This is a genomic window from Streptomyces polyasparticus, from assembly GCF_014493765.1.
Lineage (GTDB): Bacteria > Actinomycetota > Actinomycetes > Streptomycetales > Streptomycetaceae > Streptomyces > Streptomyces polyasparticus.
Genome location: NZ_JACTVJ010000027.1, coordinates 86,336 through 113,022 on the forward strand (window position 1 = coordinate 86,336; position 26,687 = coordinate 113,022).

Genomic DNA, 26,687 nt, shown 5'->3' on the forward strand with positions numbered 1-26,687 from the left:
GACTTGTCCACGCCCGCGCGTTCGCCCGCGCGTTCGCCGGCGGCTTCCCCGGGGGTTCGTTCCCGCCTGCTGCCCATCGCTCGCTGGTCACCCCCAGGCGGCCGGTGACGACCGCTTCTGCGGGAAGTGCTTGACGTGATGCGCTTCCCGCGCGGATTCTGTTGCGCAGAGCGCTCCTCGACGCGCCCTGCGCAACATGATGTTACCGAAGGGTCCTACCAGCGGTACCCGCGCGGAGGCGGCGTACTGCCGAACCGGCCCTGGATCTCAGATCGTTCACCTTCCGCGGATCGTTCGCATCGCGAGGAGAGCAGCAGTCCGCATCGCGCGGAGAGTAACTGTCCGCATCGCTCGGATCGTCCCTATCCGACCGCACAGGGGGGCTCATGATTCCCGTCTGCCATGTCGACGACCTCCCCGACGGCGAGGCCGTCCGGATCGACACCGAACCGCCGATCGCCGTCTTCCACAGCGACGGTGAGCTGTTCGCCCTCGACGACACCTGTACGCATCAGGACGCGTCACTGTCCGAGGGCTGGATCGAGGACTGCCGGGTCGAATGCCCGCTGCACGCGGCCTCGTTCGATCTGCGCACCGGCGAGCCGACCTGTCTGCCCGCGCGTGTGCCCGTCCGTACGCATCGCGTGGTCGTGCTCGACGGAATGATCCATGTGGAGCCGCCGGCCGAGGCGGAGGGCGTGGCCTGAGGGTCGCGGGTGGTCGCTGTTCGCACCCGTACGCCTGCCGTGTCCCCAGGGGTGCTCACACCTCAAACCCGCACGCCCGCCACATCCCCCTGCGATGTCCCTGGCCGCGCCCTGGCCGGCTCCCGGCCGGTGCGCTTGGCCTGCCGACGTGCCTGGCGACGCTCCTTGCGCAGCCGCCGTGCGGTGCTGCGCGGGCTCGACACCACGCCATGGCGCTGATTCCACACCTGGCGCGTCACCCAGACATCCAGGGCGCCCCAGGTCGAGACCACGGTGCCGCCGACGCTGGCGAGCACCATCGGAAAGGCGAGGGACGATCCGGCGACGGTGCACAGGAATGCCACCGTCGTCGCGATCAAGGTCAACGACGTCAGGATCACCGCCCGTACCGCGGCCGTACGCACCGGATCCGGCAGCCTGGGGCGCCCCACCGGATCCTCGACCCACAGCTCGCGCTCCGGCCCCCGCCGATCCGCCGTCGTCATCAGCACGTCACTCCCACTCCCCACAGTCGGACGCTTCCGCTCCTTGCCGGGTCCGACTCTTCAGTGACTGCCCGGATTTGACCCGGTTCACTCCGTCGTCCCGTGGAGCGTCGTCCTGCACGTGTGCCCCGTCTTCCCTCACGTAAGGACGAATGAGCAGCCCGGAAGATTCCCGGAAGATTCACATCGGTTGCGACCCGCGGTGATCGGTCATCGGGTAATTCCGGCCAAGAGCCGGGGAGTTATGGCCTGAAGTTCACAGGTGGTGTCTGCCACACCGCGGGTGTCCATGTGGCGGTAAGGACGGACAACTCGGTACGTGCCGCCGCCAGTCGGCCCGAAATCGGTCTCGGACACCCCTTCGAGTTGTACGAGTGTCAGTAGTAGGCTCGCGCCGTTTCTGAGTCGCGCCCGCCTTCCGGGCGCCGTTCTGGGGGAGGCCATGCGCTTTCGCGGGAAGTCCATCCGCCGGAAGATCGTGGCGTTGCTCCTGGTGCCGCTGCTGTCACTGACCGTCGTCTGGGGGTACGGCACCTACGTCACCGGGCGTGAAGCGGTGCAACTCCTCGATGTCGCCGCGGTCGTGGACAAGATCGGTTATCCGCTGGACGACACGATCCGGGTGATCCAGGAGGAACGCCGGCAGACGGCGATCCATCTGGCCGACCCCGACGACCCCAAACTCCGCTCCGATCTGGGCGAGCAGCGGGTCCTCACCGACAAGCTGGTGGAGCGGATCCGGTCCGCCGCCGTGGACGAGGACGTCCGTGACCTCATGGACGCGGCCTCGGCCCGCCGCCTCGACGCGATCGTCGAGGCCTTCGACTCGCTCGACCCGCTGCGGCGTTCCGTCGACGCGGGCCAGACCGACCGCGGTGAAGCGCTCGATCACTACACCCGCCTCATCGACCCCTGCTTCGCCTACCTCATGTCCACGTACGCCATGGACAACCTGGACGCCGACCGGCAGGCCCGCGCCCTGATCACGCTGGCCCGCGGACGCGAACTCCTCTCCCTCGAGGACGCGTTGGTGGCCTCGGCCCTGCGCGCCCCTCGCCCGACCAGGGCGGACTGGACGGAGGCGGCCGCGCTGATCGCCCAGCGCGAGGTCCGCTACGACAGCGGTCTCGAAGCCCTGCCCGACGACGAGCAGGCCCTGTTCGGGCGGTTCTGGAACGGGCCGTTCGCCGCACCGCTGCTCAAGGCGGAGAAGGCGCTGATCGACGCGGGCGCCGCACGGCCCCGCACCCTGGACGCCAAGAGCTGGGACGCCGCGGCCGGCCGCGCCCTTGACGACGTCGGCGATCTCACGAAGTCCGCGGGCGACCGCTACAAGGAACGCGTCGAGCCCATCGCCATCGGCGTGCTCGTCAAGGCCGTGCTCGTGGGCTTCTTCGGTCTGCTCGCCCTGGTCTTCGCGCTGGTGATGTCCATCCGTATCGGCCGTGGGCTCGTCCGCGACCTCACCCACCTGCGCGACGACGCCCATGACGCGGCCGGCGTCCGGCTGCCCGGCGTGATGCGCCGTCTCGCGGCCGGCGAGATGGTCGACGTGGAGACCGAGGCGCCGCTCCTGGAGCACGACAGGGACGAGATGGGCCAGGTCGGCCAGGCGCTCAACACCCTGCAGCGCGCGGCCGTCGACGCCGCCGTCAAGCAGGCCGCCATGCGGCGCGGTGTGGCCGAGGTGTTCGTGAACCTCGCGCGCCGCAGCCAGGTCCTGCTGCACAAGCAGCTCACCCTGCTGGACACCATGGAGCGCAGGACCGAGGACACCACGGAACTCGAGGACCTCTTCCGCCTCGACCACCTCACGACCCGTATGCGCCGCCACGCCGAGGGCCTGGTGATCCTCTCCGGCGCCGCGCCTTCACGGCAGTGGCGCAAGCCCGTCCAGCTGATGGACGTGGTGCGTGCCGCCGTCGCGGAGGTCGAGGACTACGAGCGCATCGAGGTGCGCCGGCTGCCGCGGATCGCCGCCAAGGGCTCGGCCATCGCCGACCTCACGCACCTGATCGCGGAACTCCTGGAGAACGCCACGGTGTTCTCGCCGCCGCACACCGCCGTCCACGTCGTCGGCGAACGCGTCGGCAGCGGCTTCACGCTGGAGATCCACGACCGGGGGCTCGGGATGACCTCCGAGCAGCTCCTCGAGGCGAACCTCCGGCTGGCCGAGACACCGGAGTTCGAGCTCTCGGACACCGACCGGCTCGGCCTGTTCGTGGTGAGCCGGCTCGCCCAGCGTCAGAATGTCCGGGTCTCCCTCACGCCTTCGCCGTACGGCGGAACGACCGCGGTCGTCTTCATCCCCGAGGTGCTGCTCACCGACGCGTCGGACACCGACGGTTCGGGTCTGCGGGTCGATCTCGACGCCCTGGAGCGGGACGCGGACCGCAAGGCCCGCCTGGCCCAACTGCCGTTGCCGCCCAAGCCGCTGGACGAGCAGCTCCTGGGCGGACCGGTGGAGCTGGAGGCCCCGCTGGGTCTGGAGGAACTGGACGGCGCGCCCTCGAAGGCGGACGCGACCCGTCGCGGCGTGCTCGGCAACCTCGGCGGCGCCGTGGACATCGAGGACGAGGACAGCGAGCGCGGCGGTCTGTTCCGGCCGCGCCGGCATCTCACCGAGGCTGCGGGCGAACAGCATCAGCAGGCACGCGAAACCGGTGGTGAGGGCGTGCGCGACCGCGGTGCACCGGGCGGGGTGGACGGCCTGGTGGCGCTGCCGCGGCGCCGGGCGCCCAAGCTGGTCAGCTCCCATGGCCGCACGCTGTCGGAGCCGCCGCGGACCGAGCTGTCGCGCACCGCGCCCTCGCGCACCAACGCGCCGCGGCCCGAGCCTGCCCGCTCCGAGCCTGCCTGGGCGGAACCGGCCGATGCCGCGTCGGCCGCCGACGACCCGTCCGTCTCGCCCGTGGACAGCCCGACCCAGATCCTGCCCCGCCGCGTCCGCCAGGCCAGCCTGGCGCCCCAGCTGAGGACCGCGGAGGCCCCGGCACAGCCCGCGGAGCCGGCCGAGGACCGGGACGCCGACGAGGTGCGCAGCAGGATGGCCTCGCTCCAGCGCGGCTGGCAGCGCGGCCGCGTGGAGACGGGCGAGACCGCCACACCGGCACGGGCGGCCGAGCCCGCGCCCGTACGGGAAGAAGGCCTCGCGCCGGTGCGAGAGGCAGAACGCTCTCCCGTGCGAGAGGCAGAACGCTCTCCCGTACGAGACACAGCCGGCGCCCCCGTACAGGAAGAGCGGCCCCCGGCCCAGGAGCCCCCCGCTCATGAGCCCACCGCCCAGGAGCCCCCCACACCGCAAGCCGACCCGGCAGCCGCACCGCACGCGGCCGAAGACACCGCACCAAGCACCACACCCGAGGGGAACGGTCGATGACCACACCGAGGACCGGAGCACAGCACGCAGCCCTGCGTTCGTCCGGCGAGCTGAACTGGCTCCTTGACGATCTGGTCGACCGGGTCGCCAGCATCCGCAAGGCACTCGTGCTCTCCAGTGACGGTCTGCCGACCGGCGCCTCGCAGAATCTCACCCGCGAGGACAGCGAGCACCTCGCGGCCGTGGCCTCCGGCTTCCACAGCCTGGCCAAGGGCGTCGGCCGGCACTTCGAGGCGGGCCGGGTCCGCCAGACGGTGGTGGAGCTGGACGACGCGTTCCTGTTCGTGACCGCCGCGGGCGACGGCAGCGCGCTCGCGGTGCTTTCCGACGCGGACTCGGACGTGGGCCAGGTCGCCTACGAGATGACCCTCCTGGTCAAGCGGGTGGGTGTGCACCTGGCGACGGCCCCGCGTACCGATCTGCCCACGGGAGGGTAGTAGGAGGGCATGAGCGACGACGGCAGCGCGAACCCGCACTGGTACGACGACGACGCCGGACCGGTGGTACGCCCCTACGCGATGACGCGGGGCCGTACCGCCGGCGCGGCGCGCCACCGCCTCGATCTCATCGCGCTGGTGGTGCCCGAGCCGCACGCCGACGACGCGGAGGCGGACCAGACCCTGTCGCCCGAGCACGTCGACATCATCGAGCTGTGCCAGGAGGCCCCCCAGTCGGTGGCCGAGCTGGCCTCCTCGCTCGATCTGCCGCTGGGCGTCGTACGGGTGCTCATAGGCGATCTCGTGGAGGACGAACTGGTCCATGTCACCCGGCCCGTTCCGCCGGCCGAGCTGCCCGACGAGAGTATTCTGCGCGACGTGATCACCGGGCTGCGCGCACTGTAGACACCGCGCGGGCGATCCCAGAGGAGACCCACGTGGCAGATGACGCGCAGGCCCCGGGCTGGCAGTTCTGGATCGACCGCGGCGGCACCTTCACGGACATCGTCGCCCGCCGCCCCGACGGCACCCTCGTCAGCCACAAACTCCTCTCGGAGAACCCGGGCCGCTATGACGACCCGGCGGTGGCCGGCATCCGCGAACTCCTCGGCGGCGCACCGGACATGACCCGGATCGAAGCGGTGCGGATGGGCACCACCGTCGCCACCAACGCCCTCCTGGAACGCAAGGGCGCCCGCACCGTCCTCGTCGTCACCAAGGGCTTCCGGGACGCCCTGCGCATCGCGTACCAGAACCGGCCGCACATCTTCGCCCGCGAGATTGTCCTGCCCAGTCTGCTGTACGAGCGCGTCATCGAGGTGGACGAACGCCTCGCCGCCGACGGCACGGTCCTCACCCCGCCCGACCTCGACGCGCTCGAAGGGCCGCTGCGCCTGGCGTACGCGGACGGCATCCACGCGCTCGCCGTCCTGACGATGCACAGCCATCTCCACCCGCAGCACGAGGAGGCGATCGGCGCGCTCGCCCGCCGGATCGGCTTCCCGCAGATTTCGCTCTCCAGCGAGGTCAGCCCGCTGATGAAGCTCGTACCCCGCGGGGACACCGCCGTCGTCGACGCCTATCTCTCGCCCGTCCTGCGCCGCTATGTGCGACAGGTCGCGGAGCAACTCCCGGGCGTCCGGCTGATGTTCATGCAGTCCAACGGCGGACTCACCGAAGCGGGCCGGTTCCGCGGCAAGGACGCGATCCTGTCCGGTCCGGCCGGCGGGATCGTGGGCATGGCCCGGATGTCCGAACTCGCCGGCTTCTCCCGCGTGATCGGTTTCGACATGGGCGGCACATCGACCGATGTCTCGCACTACGCGGGCGCGTACGAGCGGGTCTTCACCACCCAGGTGGCCGGGGTCCGGCTGCGCGCCCCGATGCTGGACATCCACACCGTCGCCGCCGGCGGCGGTTCGGTGCTGCACTTCGACGGCAGCCGCTACCGCGTCGGCCCCGACTCGGCGGGCGCCGACCCCGGACCGGCCTGCTACCGGCGCGGCGGCCCGCTCACCGTCACCGACGCCAACGTGATGCTCGGCCGCATCCAACCCGCCCATTTCCCCGCGGTGTTCGGCCCTGACGGCGACCAGCCCCTCGATGCCGCTCTCGTACGGGAACGCTTCGCCGCGCTCGCCGAGGAGATCCGCGAGCGGACCGGTGACGAACGGACCCCGGAGCAGGTCGCCGAGGGCTATCTGCGGATCGCCGTGAACGACATCGCCGGAGCGATCAAGCGGATCTCCGTACAGCAGGGCCACGACGTCACCCGCTATGCCCTGACCACCTTCGGCGGCGCGGGTGGCCAGCACGCCTGCGCGGTCGCCGACTCGCTCGGCATCCGTACCGTCCTCGTACCGCCGATGGCCGGTGTCCTGTCCGCACTCGGCATCGGTCTCGCCGATACGACGGCGATGCGCGAGCAGTCCCTCGAAGTGCCGCTCGACGAGGGGGAAATGGCGCGTGTACGGGAGACCGCCGACGCACTCGAAGACGCGGCCCGCGCCGAGCTGCGCGTCGAGGACGTCCCCGAGGACCGTATCCGCGTCACCCGCCGTGCCCAGCTGCGCTACGACGGCACGGACACCGTGCTGACGGTCGCCCTCGGTGAACCGGCGGCCATGCGTGAGGAGTTCGAGGAGCGCCACCGCGCCACGTACTCCTTCACGCTGCAGCGGCCCCTCGTCGTGGAGGCGCTCTCCGTCGAGGCCACCGGGCTCACCGACGCCCCCGGACTCGTCGGCCTCGCCCCGGCGGGTACGGGCGAGCCGCAACAGGTCCGGCTGCACACCGGAGGCACCTGGCGCGAGGTCCCACTGCACCGCCGCGAGGAGCTGCCCGCCGGTCGGACGGTCACCGGACCGGCCGTCATCACCGAGGCCAACGCCACCACCGTCGTCGACGCGGGCTGGCAGGCGGCGCTCGACGACGACGGCCATCTGGTCATGAAGCGGACCGTGGCCACCGGCGGCCCTTCGGCGAGCGCCGAGGCGGACCCCGTCCTCCTCGAAGTGTTCAACAACCTCTTCATGTCGATCGCCGAGCAGATGGGCGCCCGCCTCGAATCCACCGCCCAGTCGGTGAACATCAAGGAGCGCCTCGACTTCTCCTGCGCCCTCTTCGACCCGGACGGCAATCTGGTCGCCAACGCACCCCATATCCCGGTGCACTTGGGCTCCATGGGCACCTCGGTCAAGGAGGTCATCCGCCGCCGCGGCGCCGAGATGCGCCCCGGCGACGCCTACGCGGTCAACGATCCGTACCACGGCGGCACCCACCTGCCCGACGTCACCGTGATCACCCCGGTCTTCGGCGGCGAGAGCGAGGAGATCCTCTTCTACGTGGCCTCGCGCGGCCATCACGCCGAGATCGGCGGCATCGCCCCCGGCTCCATGCCCGCACACAGCCGCACCATCGACGAGGAGGGCATCCTCTTCGACAACTGGCTGCTCGCCCAGGGCGGCCGCTTCCGCGAGCAGGAGACGTACGAGCTGCTCACCAAGGCCCCGTACCCCTCGCGCAATCCGGCCACGAACCTGGCCGATTTCCGGGCGCAGATCGCGGCCAACGCCAAGGGCGTCGAGGAAGTCACGCAGATGATCGAGGACTTCGGGCTCGATGTCGTCCAGGCCTATATGCGCCACGTCCAGGACAACGCCGAGGAGGCGGTACGGAGGGTCGTCGACGCGCTCGACGACGGCGCGTACGCCTACGAGACGGACCAGGGCGCCACGATCCGTGTAGCCGTCCACGTGGACCGTCAACAGCGCACCGCCACCCTGGACTTCACGGGCACCTCGCCCCAGCTCGCGGGCAACTTCAACGCTCCGTACGCCGTCGTCAACGCCGCGGTCCTCTACGTCTTCCGCACTCTCGTCGCCGACGACATCCCGCTCAACGACGGCTGTCTGCGCCCGCTCAGGATCGTCGTCCCCGAGGGTTCCATGCTCGCGCCGCACCCGCCCGCCGCGGTCGTCGCCGGCAACGTCGAGACCTCGCAGGCGATCACCGGCGCCCTGTACGCGGCGCTCGGCGTACAGGCCGAGGGCTCGGGGACCATGAACAACGTGACGTTCGGCAACGAGCGCTTCCAGTACTACGAGACCGTGGCCTCCGGATCCGGCGCCGGCGACGGCTTCGACGGAGCTGCCGTCGTCCAGACCCATATGACCAACTCGCGGCTCACCGACCCCGAAGTCCTCGAATGGCGCCTTCCGGTGCTGCTCGAAGAGTTCTCCGTACGGCAGGACAGCGGGGGAGCGGGCCGGTGGCGCGGAGGCGACGGGGCGCTGCGGCGGATCCGGTTCCGCGAGGCGATGACGGTGTCGACGCTCTCCGGCCACCGGCGGGTGCCCCCGTACGGGATGGCGGGCGGCGCACCCGGTGCGCTGGGCGCCAACCGGGTCGAGCGCGCGGACGGCACCGTGGAGACACTCGGCGGCAGCGACTCCGCCGAACTCGCGCCTGGGGACGTGCTGATCGTCGAGACTCCGGGCGGCGGTGGGTACGGCGTGCCTCCGACGTGATCCGTGCAGGTCGCATACGGGCCGAACGGGACCGTGGGCGGGCGCCGAACGGCCAGGATGCGCCCGGGAAACGATCGCCTGCGAAACCGTTGTGCACAGGATCACCCACCCCCGGTGAACCACGGACCGCACGCCGCTAGAGTCTGGGACGGAACTGTCCTCTGAACTGCCTTGCACACCAAGGACGTTCCGTCACAGCAGCGATCAGGAGTGGAGAAGATGGTCCTCGGGCGTACAGGGCACCGACAGGCCCCGGTCGAACCGGTCACGCTCAAGATCCTCGTGGCCGGCGGCTTCGGAGTGGGCAAGACGACCCTCGTCGGAGCCGTCAGCGAGATCCGTCCGCTGCGCACCGAGGAGCTGCTCAGCGAGGCGGGACGCCCGGTCGACGATCTGCAGGGTGTGGAGCGCAAGGTCACCACGACCGTGGCCATGGACTTCGGGCGCATCACGCTCCGCGAGGACCTCGTGCTCTATCTCTTCGGCACCCCTGGCCAGGACCGCTTCTGGTTCCTCTGGGACGAGCTGGCGCAGGGCGCGCTCGGCGCCGTGGTCCTCGCGGACACCCGGCGCCTGGAGGACTGCTTCGCGGCCGTCGACTACTTCGAGCGGCGCGGCATACCGTTCATGATGGCCGTCAACTGCTTCGAGGGCGCCACCCGTTACCCCGCGGACATGGTCCGCCAGGCTCTCGACCTCGACGAAGAGGTACCGGTGGTGCTCTGCGACGCCCGTAAGCGCGAATCGGCCAAGAACGTACTGATCAGCCTGGTCGAGCACGCCATGACGAGGGTGTCGGAGACCCGCGAGCCCGCCGCGACGTAACAGCGCAGGCCGCGACCTGACAGCGCAGACAGACCGGCGGCCCGCACCCCCGCCGACTGGGGTGCGAGCCACCGAGACCAGGGCGCTACGAGGCCTCGGGCCTCGCCGTCCTCATGCCTCGCCTGTCCTCGTGCTCCGCCTGCTCTCAGGCCTCGCCGTCCTCATGCCAGCCGAAGCTGCGCTCCACCGCCTTGCGCCAGTTGCCGTACTCCTTGTCGCGTGCCTCGGCCCCCATCTGCGGAGTCCACTCGGCGTCCTTCTGCCAGTGCGCCTTGAGCTCGTCCAGGTCGTTCCACACCCCGGTCGCGAGCCCTGCCGCATAGGCCGCGCCGAGACAGGTCGTCTCGGAGACCTTCGGACGGACGACGGGCACACCGAGCACATCCGCCTGGTGCTGCATCAGCAGATTGTTCTTGGTCATGCCGCCGTCGACCTTCAGCGTCGTGATGTGCACACCCGAGTCCTGGTACATCGCGTCCACGACCTCACGCGTCTGCCAGCTCGTCGCCTCGAGCACCGCGCGCGCGAGGTGCGCCTTGGTGACATACCTCGTCAGACCCGTGATCACACCCCGGGCGTCCGAGCGCCAATAGGGCGCGAACAGACCGGAGAACGCGGGCACGATGTACGCGCCTCCGTTGTCCTCCACGCTCGCCGCGAGCGTCTCGATCTCGTCCGCGCTGCGGATGATGCCGAGCTGGTCGCGGAACCACTGCACGAGCGCACCGGTGATCGCGATCGAGCCCTCCAGGCAGTAGACCGGCGCCTCGCCGCCGATCTGGTACCCCATGGTCGTGAGCAGCCCGCTCTTCGAAGGCACCGGCCGGTTACCGGTGTTGAGCAGCAGGAAGCTGCCCGTGCCATACGTGTTCTTCGCGGTGCCCGTGTCGTAGCAGGCCTGCCCGAACACCGCGGCCTGCTGGTCGCCGAGCGCCGAAGCCACGGGCACGCCGGCGAGCTGGCCCACCGCCGTGCCGTACACCTCGGCGGAGGACTTGATCTCGGGCAGCACGTCCTGCGGGACGTTCATCGCCGACAGGATCGACGTGTCCCACTGCAGGGTCTCGAGGTTCATCAGCATGGTGCGTCCGGCGTTGGTGACGTCGGTGACGTGCACACCGCCGTCCGTGCCGCCGGTGAGGTTCCAGATCAGCCACGAGTCGATCGTGCCGAAGGCGATCTCGCCGCGCTCGGCCCGCTGCCGGAGCCCCGGCACGTTGTCGAGCAGCCAGGCCGCCTTGGGCCCGGAGAAATAGCTGGCGAGCGGCAGCCCGGTGGCGTCACGGAAGCGGTCCTGGCCGTCCGTGCCGCCGAGTTCGTTGCACAGTGCCGAGGTGCGCGTGTCCTGCCACACGATCGCGTTGTGCACCGGCTTGCCCGTCGCGCGGTCCCAAAGGACCGTCGTCTCGCGCTGGTTGGTGATGCCGAGCGCGCTCAGGTCGCTCGCGCGCAGCCCGGCCTTGGCGAGCGCGCCGGCCACCACGGCCTGCACCTTGGACCAGATCTCGGTCGCGTCGTGCTCCACCCAGCCGGGCTTCGGGAAGATCTGGCGGTGCTCTCGCTGGTCGACGGCGACGATCGCGCCGTCCTGGTCGAAGATGATGCAGCGGCTCGAGGTGGTGCCCTGGTCGATCGCCGCTACGTGCTTACGATCCGGCATGGGTTCCCCTTTTCGGATGGCTGCTCGGACAGCGGCCCAGCAGGCTGTGCGAGCAGCGGCTCATGAAGCTGCTCAGAACGCCACGTTGAAGATGAGCCCCGAGAGCGCACCGCCGATGAGCGGGCCGGCCACCGGCACCCAGGCGTAGCCCCAGTCGGACGTTCCCTTGTTGGGGATCGGGAGCAGTGCGTGGGCGATGCGCGGACCCAGGTCACGGGCGGGGTTGATGGCGTACCCCGTGGGGCCGCCGAGCGAGAGGCCGATGCCGACGACGAGGAACGCGACGATGAGGACGAGCGTTCCGGAATCCCCGAGGCCCTTGGTCATACCGAACGCCAGGAGCGGCAGCACCAGACCGATGGTCGCGATGATCTCGGTGACCATGTTGGCCACCGGATTGCGGATCTCAGGACCGGTGGAGAAGATCCCGAGGGTCGGCTGCGCCTTGTCCTCCTGGGCGTTGGCCTGGAACTGCGCGTAGTACGTCAGCCAGCAGAGGACGGCACCGAGGATGGCACCGATCATCTGCCCGAGGATGTAGAGGTGGACCTGGTCCCAGTCTCCGCTGTCGACAGCGGCCCCGACGGTGACCGCGGGGTTGAGGTGCCCGCCGGAGAGCGGCGCCGCGGTGTACGCACCCGCGAGCACACCGAAACCCCAGCCGAAGGCGATGACGACCCATCCGGCGGCTTTCGCCTTGGAGTGGTGCAGTGTGACGGCGGCGCACACACCGGCGCCGAAAAGAATCAGAATCGCGGTGCCGATGATCTCACCGACGAAGACGTCCCCATTCGAGTACATGGCGGCTCCCTTGGCCCAAGCCGGAGCCTGACGCCCCGGTCCTCCGTGCAGGGTGCGGTGTCCACTACTGCGCCGAAGGCAGGGGGAGTCCGCCCCGCTCGGCGTCCGTGACGAGCGTGCCGTAGCAGCCGAATCGCCCGTGGGGGAGGCCCAATTGACCAGGCAGATGCCCTGAAGGCGGCTTGACATCATCGTGCGGCGATGCCGACTGACACCCGGAAGTGTTCACCGCGCCCGCAGGAGCGTCAAGGTCGCGGACGGGAACGGTTCCTCGCGCTCCGGTCCCGTCCGCGCAGCCGTATCAAGCCGTTGGCGCCGCCGCGCCGCTGCGGTGTTCACCGCACCGCGACCACCGCGGACCCGTGCCCGAACAGCCCCTGATTCGCGGTGATCCCGGCCCGCGCTCCCGCCACCTGACGCTCTCCTGCCGTCCCGCGCAGCTGCCAGGCCAGCTCGCAGACCTGCGCGATGGCCTGCGCCGGCACCGCCTCGCCGAACGAGGCGAGCCCACCACTGGAGTTGACCGGCACCCGGCCCCCTGGCGAGGTCGCGCCCTCCCGCAGCAGCTTGGCCCCCTCGCCTGCGGCGCACAGACCGAGGTCCTCGTACCACTGCAGCTCAAGGGCCGTGGACAGGTCGTACACCTCCGCGAGCGAGAGCTCCTCGGGCCCGATCCCCGCTTCCTCGTACGCGGCATGCGCGATCGAGGCGCGGAAGGTCCGCCCGGGCGGCTCCACGGCCGCGGCGGAGTCGGTGGCGATGTCGGGCAGATCGAGGACGGTCTGCGGGAACTGCGGTGTGACCGTCGAGACGGCCCGGATGCGCACCGGATCCGGCTGCCCGTGCCGGCGCGCGAAGTCCATGCTGGACAGGACGAGCGCCGCCGCACCGTCGGAGGTCGCGCAGATGTCGAGCAGCCGCAGTGGATCGGCCACCACCGCGGAGGCCGCGACCTCGTCCGCGGTGACCGTCTTGCGGTAACGGGCATACGGATTGAGCGCGCCCGAGGCCGCGTTCTTCACCTTGACCTGCGCGAAGTCCTCCAGCGTGTCCCCGTGCACGGCCATCCGCCGACGCGCGTACAGACCGAAGTACGCCGGATTCGTGGCACCGAGCACCCGGAAGCGCAGCCAGTCCGGATCGTCCTGCCGGTCGCCGCCCGCGGGCCGGAAGAACCCCTTCGGCGCGGCGTCCGCACCGACCACGAGCACCACGTCGGCGAGGCCCGAAAGGATCTGCGTACGGGCGGTGTTGATGGCCTGCGCACCCGAGGCACAGGCCGCGTACACACTGGTGACCCGCGCTCCTTGCCAGCCGAGGGCCTTGGCGAACGTGGCGCCGGCGACATAGCCCGGGTAGCCGCCGCGCACCGTGTCCGCGCCCACGATCGACTGCACATCACGCCAGTCGACGCCTGCGTCCTCAAGTGCCGTGCGCGCTGCGATCGTTCCGTACTCGATGAAACTCCGGCCCCATTTGCCCCAGGGGTGCATCCCCGCGCCGAGGACTGCCACGTCGCGGCTCATCGGGTGCTCACCGGCTTGAAGTGCCAGGTGGTCCAGGTGGTGTCGGCATCCTCGTTGAGCACGCCGGGCACGGCCTCGACCTCCATGCCTACCTCCAGATCGGCCGTGGTCACACCGGGGACCGCCTGCCCGAGCACCACCATCCGCTCGGCCTCGAGCTCCACGGCGAGCAGCGTGTACGGCTCCCAGGCGGCGTCCGGATCGGACACGTAGGGGAGGGGCGGGCGATAGCGCCCGTCCGTGTAGGACCAGATGCGTCCGCGCTTGGACAGCGGCACCTCGGCGAGCTCACCGCCCGTACAGCCCGGATTGCGGCAGAAGGCGTCCTCGCGCGGGAAGAACACCGCACCGCAGTCGCCGCATTGCGTACCGAGCAGCCGGAAGTTCTCCCCCTCGCCGCTGAACCAATCGGCCACCACTGGTGTGCGTGTACGAGACAAGACCCCTCCCCGGCACCGGATCTGACGGAACGTCAGAAGTCTGCCACGGGGTGGGGGGTCCCGTCACCCGGCCGTCCGCTCGGACGTCCTCCGCGCTGCCTCTGTGGAGGGAGTCGGGATGCGCGCGAGAAGGGAATCGGGGCCCGAGTGAGAAGGGATCCGGCACCCGCGGCAGAAGGGATTCGGCTCCCGCGAGAACCGGAAACGGTCCGACTGCGTCTCGGATGAGGTGAGGCGCTTGAGGCAGAGCCGGAGCCCCTCACCACGCCAGGCGGCCAGGATCCACGGGGGTGGTCCTGGCCGCCTGCGCCACCCAGCCCGGCGCCAGCCAGGCCTCGATGTCCCCGGGCTCGGCCGGCATCTTCATCCAGGTGTGCCGCTCGCTCACCGCACGGGCGGCGCCGCGCACCGACGACTCGTCCGCGGTCGGCAGGACGTGGCGCCCCACCTCGGCGGGTGCGCCGACTTGCTTCCGTACTGCCGGTTGCTCCGCTCGCGGCTGCTCCGCCCGAGGCCGCTCCGCAGTCCCGCGTCACGGCCGGTCATCGTGCCCAGGCCCGCAGCTTCTCGGGATTGCGCACCGACCAGATACGCCGGATCCGGCCGTCGGCGATCTCGAACGCGAGCACCGCCACCGTGACCCCGTCCTGCACGCTGACCAGGCCGGGCTGGCCGTTGACGGTGCGTTCGAGAAGTGTCAGCTCCACCTGTTCGGCGAGCCGCACGCACGCGTTCGCGATCTGCGCGCCGCCCACGACGGGCTCACCCACGGCCTGGACGAGACCGCCGCCGTCGGTGATCGCCGTCGCCTCGGGATCGAGCAGGCCGACGAGCCCGGCGATGTCCTTGGCCTCCCACGCCTGCTTGAACTCCCGTAGCACGGCGGCCTGTTCGTCCCGGGGCGGCACCGGGGGAGCGGCGGCGTGGATACGGCGCCGTGCCGACGAGGCCAGCTGCCGGCAGGCCGCCGGTGTGCGGCCGACGATCCGGGCCACCTCGCCGAACGGGTACCGGAAGACGTCGTGCAGCACGAAGGCCACCCGCTCGGCCGGAGTCATCGCGTCGAGCACGACGAGGAAGGCCATGCCGACCGATTCGTCGAGCGTGACCCGCTCGGCCGGATCCACCGCCCCGCCGCGCCCGGCGCCCCACTCCGCACCGTCGGGCACCGGCTCGGGGATCCAGTCGCCCACGTACCTCTCGCGGCGCGCCCGCGCCGAGCCGAGCACATTGAGGCAGACCCGGCTGGTCACCGTCGTCAGCCAGGCGCCAGGGGAGGCGATGGCGGCCCGCTCGCCCGGCGTCATCGCGTACCACCGCGCGTAGGCCTCCTGTACGGCGTCCTCGGCGTCGGCCAGCGAGCCGAGCAGCCGATAAGCAATGTTGGTCAACTGCCGCCGCTCGGCGACGACTTCGCCCACTCCACTCTCGTGCTGCCCGTTCCCCGTCTCCGTGATACCCATCCCGCCACCCGTCCCTCCGCCGTAGCCGCTGTCCCCCCTACGACGAGACGGCGGCCACAAATGTGACGTTGTCATTGGCGCCGGCGCAGCCGCCATCGCCCGCCATCGCCGCCACCGTCGACAGCACCGCGCCTCACATTCCGGCGCGCTGCGTGGTCGTACGGACGAAGCGCGGGGAACAGCGCCCGCCACACCCCCGCCCCTGCTCAGGAGGCACGATGCCCACAATCGTCCCGGCCACCCCGTACACCGCACCGGCCTCGTCCGATAGCCTGGAACGCGCGGCCGCGGCACTCAGGGAACACCACTTCGCCGCCGAGATCCTCGACGACGCCCCCGCCGCACGCACCCGCGTGGCCGACCTCATCCCGGAGGGCGCCACGGTCTTCACCGGCGCCAGCGAAACCCTCCGCCTCACCGGCATCGACGAGGACATCAACGACAGCGGACGCTACGACTCCGTCAAGGCGCGCAGCAGGACCATGGACCGCGCCACCCAGCTCACCGAGATGTGGCAGATGATCGCCACACCCGACGTCATCCTCGGCAGCGTCGCCGCCGTCACCGAGACCGGCTCCCTGGTGGCCGCCTCGGCCAGCGGCAGCCAACTCGCGGGCTATGCGGGTGCGGCACCACACATGATCTTGGTCATCGGCGCCCAGAAGGTGGTCCCCGACCTCCCCACCGCGTTGCGCCGCATCGTGGACCACTGCCTGCCCCTGGAGAACGAACGCGCCCTGGAGGCCTACGGAGTCCCCAGCGCCCCGAACAAACTCCTCATCCTCAACGCCGAACCCCACCCGGGCCGCGCCACGGTCCTGCTGCTCCGCGAACCCCTGGGCTTCTGACAGCACAAGGCCCCTGCCCGGCACCGGGCAGGGGCCTGGGGTCCGCCCTCACCGATTCCCGGCCACCGACCTACGGCTCACCGGAAAGTCGAAGTACGTGGAGGGGAACAACTCCGGCTTGTACGTGAAGTGCCACCACTCCTCCGGCAGATTGACGAACCCCGCCTCGGCCAGCGTCCCGCGCAGCAGATCCCGGTTCGCCCGCTGCACCCCCGTGATCCGAGGATCATCCGTGTGCGACAGCGTGTCGAAGCAGTCGTATCCCGTGCCCATGTCCACCGAACTGTCCGGGAAGCGCTCATCCGCCGGCGCGAAGCACGGCACAAGCGGCTCGCCCGGCACGTACGGCCGCGTCGGCTGCGCAGGCAGCTTCACGAGCGTGAGGTCGACGGTCGAGCCCCTGCTGTGCCCCGACTTCTCGGCGATGTAACCGTCCGCGAACAGGCGGGACTTGTCGACGTTCGGATAGAACTCCGTCTTCATCCGCTCGTCCGCCAGATCCTCCGCCCACCGCACGAAGTGATCCACGGCCCGCTGCGGCCGGTAGCAGTCGTACACCTTCAGCGAGTAGCCCTGCTTCAGGAGCGAGCGCTGTGCTTTGCGCAGGGCCATCGCGGCCGGCTTCGTCAGGATGCAGACGGGCTGGCGGTATCCGTCGATGCGCTCGCCCACGAAGTTGTGCGGCGTCGTGTAGCGCATCTCCTGCAGGATCGTCGGATCCACCCGGTCCAGCGCCACGAACTCCGAGGGCGCTTTGGGCTCCGGCTCGGCGCCGGCCGTGGCCGGCACCGCCGTCACACCGAGCAGGGCGGCAGCGGCGACGGCGAGGGTGCGCCACATGGTGCGCGTACGCGAAAGGCGAGTCATGCCCCATCCATCTATCAGCCGGACGGGGCGCATGGGAAGGGTGGGGCCCCGCGGGCGAGTTGAGCGAACGGAGCCCGAAGCGGGCCGCCGCCCTGCCGATCGGGACGGCCCGATGAGGCGAGTACCTCAGCCGACGGGGGAGGCGCCTGCACGGGCGTGTCGGCGTTCCGCTACAGTCCCGCCCGTGTCCGACCCTGTATCCTTCCCCGCCAAGTCCGCCCAGGACTCCCACTGTTCGAGCTGCGGCGCCCCGTACGGGAGCGTCTCCGGCTGGCCTCGAACCTGTCCTGCCTGCGGCACCGTCGCGTACCGCAACCCGATTCCGGTTGCGGTCGCCCTGCAGCCCGTGCACGACACGGAGGGCATGGGCCTGCTCGTGATCACCCGCGGCATCGAGCCCGCCCACGGCCAACTCGCCCTGCCCGGTGGCTTCGTGGACCACACCGAGGACTGGCGGCACGCGCTGGTACGGGAGTTGCGCGAGGAGACCGGCATCGAGGCCGACGACCGCGACGTCCGTCTGGCGGACGCCCTGAGCTCCCCGGACGGCCATCTCCTTCTCTTCGGCGTCCTGCCACCGCGCCCCGCCGCGGAGCTCCCGCCCTTCAAGCCGACCGCCGAAACCACCGCCCGCTCACTCCTGCGCGCCCCGGCCGCTCTCGGCTTCCCCCTCCATACGGTCGCGGCAGCAGCGTGGTTCGAAGGCCGGTACGCGTGACCAGAGCAGGGGTGTAAGCGGCAAGGGGCCTAAGCGGTAAGGGACGTAAGGGGTAAGGGGTGTAAGGGGCAATACCTGCACCCACCCCTGTACTCATCCGTATGGATCCGCTGACCATCCGCCGAGCCGTACCGGCCGACGCACCGGCCCTCACCACCCTCGTGCTGGCGACGTGCCGCCGACCACCACATGCGACATGCCACCGGCGACCACGCTCGACATGCCACCGACCACCACACCGGACCCCACCCTCACACCCCCCGCACCCGCACCCTCTCCCTGACCTCCTCCACCCCCGAGTCCGTCTCCCGCACAACCACCACCCGGTCGTTCTTCCACCGCGTCACATAGCGCTCGACCTCGGCCCGCCCCCACCCGTCCCCGGGATCCCGTACGACCAGGCCGCCGCCGGTACGCCCGCGCAGCGGCGCCCACACCTCCAGCTCCAACTCGCCGTCGTCCCCGCGTACCGGCACGACGGTCCCCGCCCGTGCAAGCACCGGAATACGGGATGAGGGAGCGTCGAGCAGCACCTGCCCCGGCCCGTCATAGGCCTGCTCACCGACCGTGTCGTACCACCGCCCCCGCGGCAGCCGCACAGCGCGCCGGTCCGCGCCGGGCTCGAATACCGGCGCCACGAGCAGCGCATCACCCAGCAGAAACGCGTCGTCGCAGTCCCGCAGCGCCCGGTCCTCCGGCGCCGACCACCACAGCGGACGCACATAGGGCGCCCCGGTGAGCGCCGCGAGCTGCGAGAGCGTCACGAAATACGGATGCAGCCGCTGCCGCTCCGCCAACGCCGCCCGTGCGTGTCCGAGCACCTCCGCCCCGAACTGCCAGGGCTCACGCCGCCCCGCGTTCATCGCCGAGTGCGTACGGAACAACGGCAGCCAGGCCCCCAGCTGGAACCACCGCAGATACAGCTCGGCGGACGGCCGCCCGTCGAACCCGCCCACATCCGGCCCCGAATACGGCACCCCGCACAGCCCCAGACCAAGCACCAGCGACAACGAGGCCCGCAGCCCCGCCCAGCTGGTCTCCACATCCCCGGACCAGGTGCCGCCATAGCGCTGCAACCCCGCCCACCCCGAGCGCGAGAACAGGAACGGCCGCTCCTTGGGCCGCAGTTCACACAGCCCCTCGTACGCGGCACGCGCCATGCACAGCCCGTACACGTTGTGCGCCTCGCGATGATCGCCCCCCTGCCCGTCCAGGGCGTGCCGCGCCGACCGCGGCAGCGAGGGGTCGCCGAACGCGGCGAACGACACCGGCTCGTTCATGTCATGCCAGAACCCGGAGAACCCCTGCCCGAGACGCTCGGCGTACTGCCGCCCCCACCAGTCCCGCACATGCGGCGCCGTGAAGTCGGGATACACGGACTCACCGGGCCACACCACTCCTCGTACGAGCCGCCGCTTCGCATCCCGTACGAAGGCGTCCTCGGCCCTGCCCGCATCGAACAGCGCATTCCCGGGCTCGGCCTTCACCGCCGGATCCACGATGGACACGAGCCGCGTCCCCTGCTCGCGCAACTCCTGCGCCAGGGCGGGTAGTTCGGGGAAGTTCTCGCGATCGACCGTGAACACCTGATGCGCGTCATAGTGATCGATGTCCAGATGTACGGCGGCCAGCGGCAGCCCCCGCTCCCGGTACCCGTCGACGACCCTGCGCACCTCCGCGGCGGACCCGAACCCCCACCGCGCATGCTGATACCCGAGCGCCCACGCCGGCGGTACGGCAGGAGACCCGGTCAGCCCCGCCCAGGCATGCAGCACACGGGCCGGCGTCCCCACCACCACCCAGCACCGCAACGGCCCGCCGTCCATGCGCAGTTCCACCGTCCCCGGCCGGTCGTGCCCCGAACCCTCGCCCTCCTCGCCCTCGCGCAGCGAGACCGTCCCGTCCCAGCTGTTGTCGTGGAAAACCAGGTGCGTCCCGGCGTCCGCCACCACCATCTGCACCGGCATCGTCAGATACAACGGATCGTCACCCGGCGCGAAGGACCCGCCCGGATCGGTGTTCCACAGCCGGTACGTACCGTCCGGCAGCCGCGGCCCCGCCGCCCGCCCACCGAGCCCGAAGAACCGTGCGTCGGCGCCCACTTCGGAGCGCTGCACCCACCGCGCACCGCCCCCGCCGGCCGGCTCCCACCAGCGCGGCGGCAGATCCCGCCGCAGCACCACCCCGCCCGGAGTGCGCACCTCCACCGTGCCGTGCCGGGACACCACGACCATGACCCGTTCCGACACCACCCGCCAGCCGCCGTCCTTGTCCGGCTCCAGGAACGCCCGCGGATCCGGCTCGGGCCGGGGACCCGTCAGCGCGTACGAGGGCTCGGGACCCGCACCGTCCCACCCCCAGAACACGGCGCCGCCCCCGGTCACGCACACCCGCAGCTCCGACCGCGCGAACCGCACGACCCCTCCACCGGGGCCCGGCTCGACCCCGGTCACCGGACCCGGCACCCGCGCCCGCTCGGCGCCGCGCCGCGGCAGCCCGGCCGCGTCCGCCCGCTGCCTGCGCCACGCCGCGCGCACCGTCCGCAGCCCCTGTGCCGCCCCCACCATGCCGACCGCTCGTACGGATCGCACCAGATCATGACCGTTCATGCGGCTCACCCTGCCACCACACAAGGGGCGCACAAGGGGCGTTCAACTGCCGTTCACCCGGCGCGGGCCCACATCTTCACGCGGCGTCCGCCGCGGCCGGTGCTGTGGTGCATCACCACCCCCGCACGCCCCGCGATCCCCGGACGTGTGGGAGACCACTATGGTGCGGAAGTCGATCACGTGGCATCGTCCCTGTGAGCCGCACATCGTTCCGCAGGACCCGGTACGGGTGCGGCCCACGCCCACCGCGTCCACACCGCGTACCGCTTGGGAGCCGCACGATGTCCACCGCCGCACCGCACCCCCTGTGGCAGCCCGACGAGGCCCGGATCGCCGCCGCCCGGATCACCCGCTTCCAGAACTGGGCCGCCGCACACCACGGCGCGCCCGCGGAAGGCGGCTACGAGGCCCTGCACCGGTGGTCGGTCACCGACCTCGAGACCTTCTGGCAGGCCGTCGTCGAGTGGTTCGACATCCGCTTCTCCACGCCGTACGAGCGCGTGCTCGGCGACCGTTCGATGCCCGGCGCCCAGTGGTTCCCGGGCGCCACCCTCAACTACGCGGAGCACGCCCTGCGCGCGGCCGCGGACCGCCCCGACGAACCCGCTCTCCTCTATGTGGACGAGACCCACGAGCAGAGCCCCGTCTCCTGGTCCGAACTCCGCCGCCAGGTCGGCTCCCTCGCCGCGGAACTCCGTGCCCTCGGCGTCCGGCCGGGCGACCGCGTCAGCGGCTACCTGCCCAACATCCCGCAGGCCGTCGTCGCCCTCCTCGCCAGCGCCGCCGTCGGCGCGGTGTGGACCTCCTGCGCCCCCGACTTCGGCGCCCGCAGCGTCCTCGACCGCTTCCAACAGGTCGAACCCGTCGTCCTGTTCACCGTCGACGGCTACCGCTACGGCGGCAAGGAGCACGACCGCCGCGACACCGTCGCCGAACTCCGCCGCGAACTGCCTTCCCTGCGCGCGGTCGTCCACATCCCGCTCCTGGGCAGCGAGCCCCCCGAAGGCGCCCTCGCATGGTCGGCCCTGACCTCCTCCGACACCGAGCCGGTCTTCGAGCAGGTCCCCTTCGACCACCCCCTGTGGGTCCTGTACTCCTCCGGCACCACGGGCCTGCCGAAGGCGATCGTCCAGTCCCAGGGCGGCATCCTCGTCGAGCACGTCAAGCAGCTCGGCCTGCACTGCGACCTCGGCCCCGAGGACCGCTTCTTCTGGTACACCTCCACCGGCTGGATGATGTGGAACTTCCTCGTCTCCGGCCTCCTCACCGGCACCACGGTGATCCTGTACGACGGCAGCCCCGGCTACCCGGACACGGGTGCCCAGTGGTCCATCGCCGAACAGACCGGCGCCACCCTCTTCGGCACCTCCGCCGCCTACGTGATGGCCTGCCGCAAGGCCGGCGTCCACCCGGGCCGCGACCACGACCTCTCCCGTATCCAGTGCGTCGCCACCACCGGCTCCCCGCTCCCGCCCGACGGCTTCCGCTGGCTGCACGACGAGGTCGCCGTCGACGGCGCGGACCTGTGGATCGCCTCCGTCAGCGGCGGCACCGACGTCTGCTCCTGCTTCGCTGGCGCCGTCCCGACCCTGCCCGTCCACATCGGCGAACTCCAGGCCCCCTGCCTCGGCACGGACCTCCAGTCCTGGGACCCCCAGGGCAAGCCCCTGACCGGCGAGGTCGGCGAACTCGTCGTCACCAACCCCATGCCGTCCATGCCGATCCACTTCTGGAACGACCCCGACGGCAGCCGCTACCACGACAGCTACTTCGACACCTATCCCGGCGTCTGGCGCCACGGCGACTGGATCACGATCACCGACCGCGGCTCGGTCGTCATCCACGGCCGCTCCGACTCCACCCTCAACCGCGGCGGCGTCCGCATGGGCTCCGCCGACATCTACGAGGCCGTCGAACGCCTCCCGGAGATCCGCGAATCCCTCGTCATCGGCATCGAACAGCCCGACGGCGGCTACTGGATGCCCCTCTTCGTCCACCTCGCCCCCGGCGCGGTCCTGGACGACGACCTCCGTACGCGCATCAAGCAGACCATCCGCGAACAGCTCTCCCCGCGCCACGTCCCGGACGAGATCATCGAGGCCCCCGGCGTCCCGCACACCCTCACCGGCAAGCGCATCGAGGTCCCGGTCAAGCGCCTGTTCCAGGGCGCCCCGCTCGACAAGGCGGTCAACCCCGGCTCGGTCGACAACCTGGAACTGCTCGAGTTCTACGCCGACTTGGCCCGCAACCGCCGCTGACCTGCCCCGCTTCCCCCTGAACGCCGATGTCAGTGCCACCACTTACGGTGAGTGCGCAATGACCATCCGTGGTCGGAATGTGTTCAGGGGGAAGCATGGCGCACACCAAGCAGGACACGATGCGGCGCGCACTGCGCCGTGAGGTCGCCGGCACGATCGGCCTGCTCGCCGACGAGGCCGACTTCGCGGAGATGCGGCACTACCGCAGCTTCGCCTTCGACGACCACGCCGTCTATCTGCAGCAGGTCGAGGGCCTGCTCAAAGCACGGGACGGCCAGGGCAGACACACCACCCTCGCACTCTTCGACCCCGAGGAGTACGAGGAGTTCTGCGCCGACACGGGCCTGGACCCGGACCGCTCCGCCAGCCGGAGCCGCTTCGCCGCCGACCTCGCGGCCACCGGCGCCACCATCGCCTACGACGGCCGCCCACTGGACGCCCTCGTCCCCGACCTCATCGAGGAGTCGCTCCGTCAGTCCACCTGGGAGTACACGGGCTCCGTCCTGGCCGGCATCGGAGAGTGCGCCGACTGCGGCGAGGACATCGGCCGCGCGGCCTTCGCCGCCGCCGCCCGACTCCTGACCCGGGTCCTCGACACGGTGGGGCCGGGAGCCCACCACTTGGTGTGCAGCGCCTCGCTGCCCACCCATGACCTCACCGCGGCCCTGCACACCGCCACGGACCCGGACGGCCGTATCGAGCTGGACGAGCAGGCCGCCATGGAATTCGCCTCGGTCCTGGCCGTCGCGATCGCGACCACGAGCCCCGGAGGCCTGGTGATGCGCACCAGCAGCCCCGATCACCGCGACCGGGTCCAAGGCTGGCGCCTCCAGGGAGAGTTGCTCCAGGCGCTGACCGCCGCGGAGGTGTTCGACGCCTACTGCACCGACACCCTCTCCGGCGAACCCCTGCCCCCGGAATCCGGCGTCGACTACTGCACGGCACCCGACCTGGGGCCATTCGAGGGGCATCCGCACTGAGGAACGCCGAAGGGGCGCCCCACCTTGCGGTGGGACGCCCCTTCGACAGCGATCAGCTCAAGCTCACTCGCCGGACAGCACGGCCTGCGCGGCAGCGCGGGCCTCCTCCGCGGACTCCGCGGCACGCGCGGCGGCAGCGGCGCGCTCGCACTGGGCGAGCGTGTACTTGGCAAGCGTCGCGCGCACGTAAGGAATCGACGCGGCACCCATGGACAGGGAGGTCACACCGAGACCGGTCAGCACACAGGCGAGCAGCGGGTCCGAAGCGGCCTCGCCACAGACGCCACAGCTCTTGCCCTCGGCCTTGGCGGCCTCGGCCGACAGCGCCACCAGGTCGAGCAGCGCGGGCTGCCACGGGTCCTGCAGACGCGACACGGCACCGACCTGACGGTCGGCGGCGAAGGTGTACTGCGCGAGGTCGTTCGTACCGATCGAGAGGAACTCGACCTCCTGAAGCACCGAACGCGCCCGCAGCGCGGCCGACGGAATCTCGACCATCGCACCGAACTTCGCCTGCAGCCCGGCCTCACGGCACGCGTCGGCGAACGCCTTGGCGTCCTGGCGGTCGGCCACCATCGGCGCCATGACCTCGAGGTACACCGGCAGACCCTCGACCGCCTTGGCGAGCGCCGTCAGCTGCGTCCGCATGATCTCGGGGTTCTCGAGCAGCGTGCGCAGACCACGGACACCGAGCGCCGGGTTGGGCTCGTCGGTCGGCGTCAGGAAGTCCAGCGGCTTGTCGGCACCGGCGTCGAGCACACGCACGACCACACGGCCCTCGGGGAAGGCCTCGAGCACCTTGCGGTACGCCTCGACCTGCTTCTCCTCGGACGGCGCCTTCTTGCTGTCGTCGAGGAACAGGAACTCGGTGCGGAACAGACCCACACCCTCGGCACCCGCCTCGACGGCCGCCGGCACATCGGCGGGACCGCCGACGTTGGCGAGCAGCGGGACCTTGTGCCCGTCGGAGGTGGCACCAGGACCGGAAGAAGCGGCCAGAGCGGCCTTGCGCTCCTCGGCAGCGGCCTCCAGCTCCGCACGCTTCTCGGCGGTCGGGTCGACGAAGATCTCACCGGTGCTGCCGTCCACCGCGACGACCGTGCCCTCGGGCAGCTCACCGGCGCCCGGCAGGGCGACGACGGCCGGCACACCGAGCGCACGCGCGAGGATGGCGCTGTGGCTGGTCGGCCCGCCCTCCTCGGTCACGAAGCCGAGCACGAGCGCCGGGTCGAGCAGCGCGGTGTCCGCCGGCGCCAGGTCACGGGCGATCAGTACGTACGGCTTGTCGCTGTCCGGCACGCCCGGCATCGGCACACCGAGCAGACGCGCGACGATACGGTTCCGCACGTCGTCCAGGTCGGCCACACGACCGGCCATGTACTCACCGGCACCCGCGAGCAGCTCGCGGTAGTGCGAGAACGCGTCGTAGATACCGCGCTCAGCGGTGCTGCCCACAGCAATCCGACGGTCGACGTCGGCCATCAGCTCCGGGTCCTGAGCGATCATGGCCTGCGCCTCGAGCACCGCCTGCGCCTCGCCGCCGGCCAGATTGCCCCGCGCGTTCAGATCGGCGGCCACAGCCTCGACCGCCTGCCGGGCGCGCCCCTGTTCGCGCTCCGCCTCCTCCGCGGGAATCTGCTTGGCCGGCGGCTCGAGTACCGCCGTGCCCATGTGCCGAACCTCGCCGATCGCCACACCGTGGCTCACGCCGACGCCTCGCAGCGTTGTCTCCATTTCACCGTCTCCGATAGATGCGACGGTCCGAGCCGCCGCGGTGGATGTCGTACCTGCCGCCTTGGGCGGCGATGACGTCACTTCCAGCTGAAGAGAGCGTCGCCGGCCTTCACGTCGCCGCCCTCGACGACGTCGGTGAGGGACTCGGCCGTGGCCTCGAGCGCCACGATCGGGCACACCGGAGACTTGCCGGCAGCCTCGACGGCCGCGGGGTCCCAACGCACGACGGCCTGGCCGCGCTGCACGGTGTCGCCCTTGTTGACGAGCAGCTCGAAGCCCTCGCCGTTCAGCTGAACGGTGTCGATGCCCAGGTGCGTGAGGACACCGTGGCCCTCACTGTCGACGACGACAAAAGCGTGGGGGTGAAGCGAGACGACAACGCCATCGACGGGCGCGACGGCGGCGCCGGCTTCACGCACGGGGTCGATAGCAGTACCGGGGCCGACCATCGCACCGGAGAACACCGGGTCGGGCACGGCCGCGAGCCCGATGGCCCGGCCGGCGAGGGGGGACGTCACAGACGTCATGAGGAGCCTCCCAGGGGTGGAGAGTCTGTACACGCCGTCACTACCTGTCCTGGACGACGCACTGTTCAGAAGCGTAAGTCATAAGAAGTCCCGCTTCCGCACAACTAGTCCCGGTTCAACGGACCTAGGACCTTCCAGCGCTGATTTGCGTCCGTCGGAAGCGAGATGTACTGTCGTACTCCTGCCCGGGACGACGGAGCGCTCCAAGCGCCCGACCCAGGCAGCCTCAATCAAGCTAGATCCTAACTCTGAATCTAGTTCTGCGTGCTCGCAGGACGGTGGTCAGAGAGACGGAAAAGGCCTGATAGAGTCTGAATCACCGAAGGGAAGCCCGGAGGAAAGCCCGAGAGGGTGAGTACAAAGGAAGCGTCCGTTCCTTGAGAACTCAACAGCGT

General features: G+C 70.8%; 21 protein-coding genes. 10 read left to right on the forward strand and 11 right to left on the reverse strand.

What is annotated here, in order from left to right; all coding sequences use genetic code 11:
- Window positions 1–386: 386 nt before the first annotated feature.
- Window positions 387–707 (forward strand): bifunctional 3-phenylpropionate/cinnamic acid dioxygenase ferredoxin subunit, encoded by a 321-nt coding sequence (locus H9Y04_RS39040; RefSeq protein ID WP_187818968.1) that lies wholly within the window; start codon window positions 387–389, stop codon window positions 705–707.
- A gap of 62 nt (window positions 708–769) precedes the next feature.
- On the opposite strand, the gene H9Y04_RS39045 is transcribed toward H9Y04_RS39040, so the two are convergent.
- Window positions 770–1,192, reverse strand: a complete 423-nt coding sequence (locus H9Y04_RS39045; protein ID WP_187818969.1) for a hypothetical protein — start codon at window positions 1,190–1,192, stop codon at window positions 770–772.
- 442 nt (window positions 1,193–1,634) lie between these two features.
- Between H9Y04_RS39045 and H9Y04_RS39050 the strand changes: the two genes are divergently transcribed.
- From H9Y04_RS39050 to H9Y04_RS39070, 5 genes are all read left to right on the forward strand, one after another.
- Entirely contained in the window at window positions 1,635–4,571 is a 2,937-nt protein-coding gene (locus tag H9Y04_RS39050) for a nitrate- and nitrite sensing domain-containing protein (protein ID WP_187818970.1), read from the forward strand.
- Complete coding sequence (locus H9Y04_RS39055; protein WP_187818971.1) at window positions 4,568–5,008, forward strand: roadblock/LC7 domain-containing protein; 441 nt, start codon at window positions 4,568–4,570, stop codon at window positions 5,006–5,008. Before H9Y04_RS39050 ends, H9Y04_RS39055 begins: the two co-directional genes overlap by 4 nt.
- Window positions 5,009–5,017: 9 nt before the next feature.
- Window positions 5,018–5,413, forward strand: a complete 396-nt coding sequence (locus tag H9Y04_RS39060; protein ID WP_187818972.1) for a DUF742 domain-containing protein — start codon at window positions 5,018–5,020, stop codon at window positions 5,411–5,413.
- 32 nt (window positions 5,414–5,445) lie between these two features.
- On the forward strand, window positions 5,446–9,036 hold the full coding sequence (locus tag H9Y04_RS39065; protein WP_187818973.1) for a hydantoinase B/oxoprolinase family protein: 3,591 nt from the start codon (window positions 5,446–5,448) through the stop codon (window positions 9,034–9,036).
- Between the two features lie 219 nt (window positions 9,037–9,255).
- Window positions 9,256–9,861 carry a GTP-binding protein gene (locus tag H9Y04_RS39070; RefSeq protein WP_187818974.1) on the forward strand — a complete coding sequence of 202 codons (606 nt, stop codon included), beginning with the start codon at window positions 9,256–9,258 and terminating at the stop codon, window positions 9,859–9,861.
- A 145-nt stretch (window positions 9,862–10,006) separates the two neighbouring features.
- Here H9Y04_RS39070 and glpK read toward each other — a convergent pair whose 3' ends face one another.
- From glpK to sigJ, 6 genes are all read right to left on the reverse strand, one after another.
- A complete protein-coding gene (gene glpK / locus H9Y04_RS39075; RefSeq protein WP_187818975.1) occupies window positions 10,007–11,521 on the reverse strand; it encodes a glycerol kinase GlpK in 1,515 nt (504 codons plus the stop codon).
- 72 nt (window positions 11,522–11,593) lie between these two features.
- Window positions 11,594–12,322: an MIP/aquaporin family protein gene (locus tag H9Y04_RS39080; protein ID WP_187818976.1), complete on the reverse strand. Its 729-nt coding sequence runs from the start codon at window positions 12,320–12,322 to the stop codon at window positions 11,594–11,596.
- A 335-nt stretch (window positions 12,323–12,657) separates the two neighbouring features.
- Window positions 12,658–13,848: a lipid-transfer protein gene (locus tag H9Y04_RS39085; protein ID WP_187818977.1), complete on the reverse strand. Its 1,191-nt coding sequence runs from the start codon at window positions 13,846–13,848 to the stop codon at window positions 12,658–12,660.
- Entirely contained in the window at window positions 13,845–14,267 is a 423-nt protein-coding gene (locus tag H9Y04_RS39090) for a Zn-ribbon domain-containing OB-fold protein (protein WP_187818997.1), read from the reverse strand. The genes H9Y04_RS39085 and H9Y04_RS39090 overlap by 4 nt, the downstream gene beginning before the upstream one ends.
- 280 nt (window positions 14,268–14,547) lie before the next feature.
- Entirely contained in the window at window positions 14,548–14,736 is a 189-nt protein-coding gene (locus tag H9Y04_RS39095; RefSeq protein WP_187818978.1) for a hypothetical protein, read from the reverse strand.
- A gap of 94 nt (window positions 14,737–14,830) precedes the next feature.
- On the reverse strand, window positions 14,831–15,751 hold the full coding sequence (sigJ, locus tag H9Y04_RS39100) for an RNA polymerase sigma factor SigJ (RefSeq protein WP_187818979.1): 921 nt from the start codon (window positions 15,749–15,751) through the stop codon (window positions 14,831–14,833).
- Window positions 15,752–15,969: 218 nt separating this feature from the next.
- Between sigJ and H9Y04_RS39105 the strand changes: the two genes are divergently transcribed.
- Entirely contained in the window at window positions 15,970–16,599 is a 630-nt protein-coding gene (locus H9Y04_RS39105) for an LUD domain-containing protein (protein ID WP_187818980.1), read from the forward strand.
- 48 nt (window positions 16,600–16,647) lie between these two features.
- Here the strand turns inward: H9Y04_RS39105 and H9Y04_RS39110 are convergent, their stop codons facing one another.
- The gene (locus tag H9Y04_RS39110; RefSeq protein WP_187818981.1) at window positions 16,648–17,466 is read right to left on the reverse strand and encodes a M15 family metallopeptidase; all 819 of its coding nucleotides are present in this window, start codon (window positions 17,464–17,466) and stop codon (window positions 16,648–16,650) included.
- Between the two features lie 184 nt (window positions 17,467–17,650).
- Here H9Y04_RS39110 and H9Y04_RS39115 point away from each other — a divergent pair, with 184 nt between their 5' ends.
- Entirely contained in the window at window positions 17,651–18,184 is a 534-nt protein-coding gene (locus H9Y04_RS39115; protein ID WP_308801771.1) for an NUDIX domain-containing protein, read from the forward strand.
- A gap of 251 nt (window positions 18,185–18,435) precedes the next feature.
- Here the strand turns inward: H9Y04_RS39115 and H9Y04_RS39120 are convergent, their stop codons facing one another.
- Window positions 18,436–20,793, reverse strand: coding sequence for a glycoside hydrolase family 31 protein (locus H9Y04_RS39120; RefSeq protein WP_187818983.1), 2,358 nt, complete (start codon window positions 20,791–20,793; stop codon window positions 18,436–18,438).
- 281 nt (window positions 20,794–21,074) lie between these two features.
- On the opposite strand from H9Y04_RS39120, the gene H9Y04_RS39125 reads away from it, so the two are divergent.
- Entirely contained in the window at window positions 21,075–23,051 is a 1,977-nt protein-coding gene (locus tag H9Y04_RS39125; protein WP_187818984.1) for an acetoacetate--CoA ligase, read from the forward strand.
- Window positions 23,052–23,146: 95 nt separating this feature from the next.
- Complete coding sequence (locus tag H9Y04_RS39130; protein WP_187818985.1) at window positions 23,147–24,031, forward strand: DUF8829 domain-containing protein; 885 nt, start codon at window positions 23,147–23,149, stop codon at window positions 24,029–24,031.
- 63 nt (window positions 24,032–24,094) lie between these two features.
- Here H9Y04_RS39130 and ptsP read toward each other — a convergent pair whose 3' ends face one another.
- Both ptsP and H9Y04_RS39140 read right to left on the reverse strand, forming a co-directional pair.
- On the reverse strand, window positions 24,095–25,765 hold the full coding sequence (ptsP, locus tag H9Y04_RS39135) for a phosphoenolpyruvate--protein phosphotransferase (protein ID WP_187818986.1): 1,671 nt from the start codon (window positions 25,763–25,765) through the stop codon (window positions 24,095–24,097).
- 77 nt (window positions 25,766–25,842) lie between these two features.
- The gene (locus tag H9Y04_RS39140; RefSeq protein ID WP_187818987.1) at window positions 25,843–26,292 is read right to left on the reverse strand and encodes a PTS sugar transporter subunit IIA; all 450 of its coding nucleotides are present in this window, start codon (window positions 26,290–26,292) and stop codon (window positions 25,843–25,845) included.
- Between the last annotated feature and the right edge of the window lie 395 nt (window positions 26,293–26,687).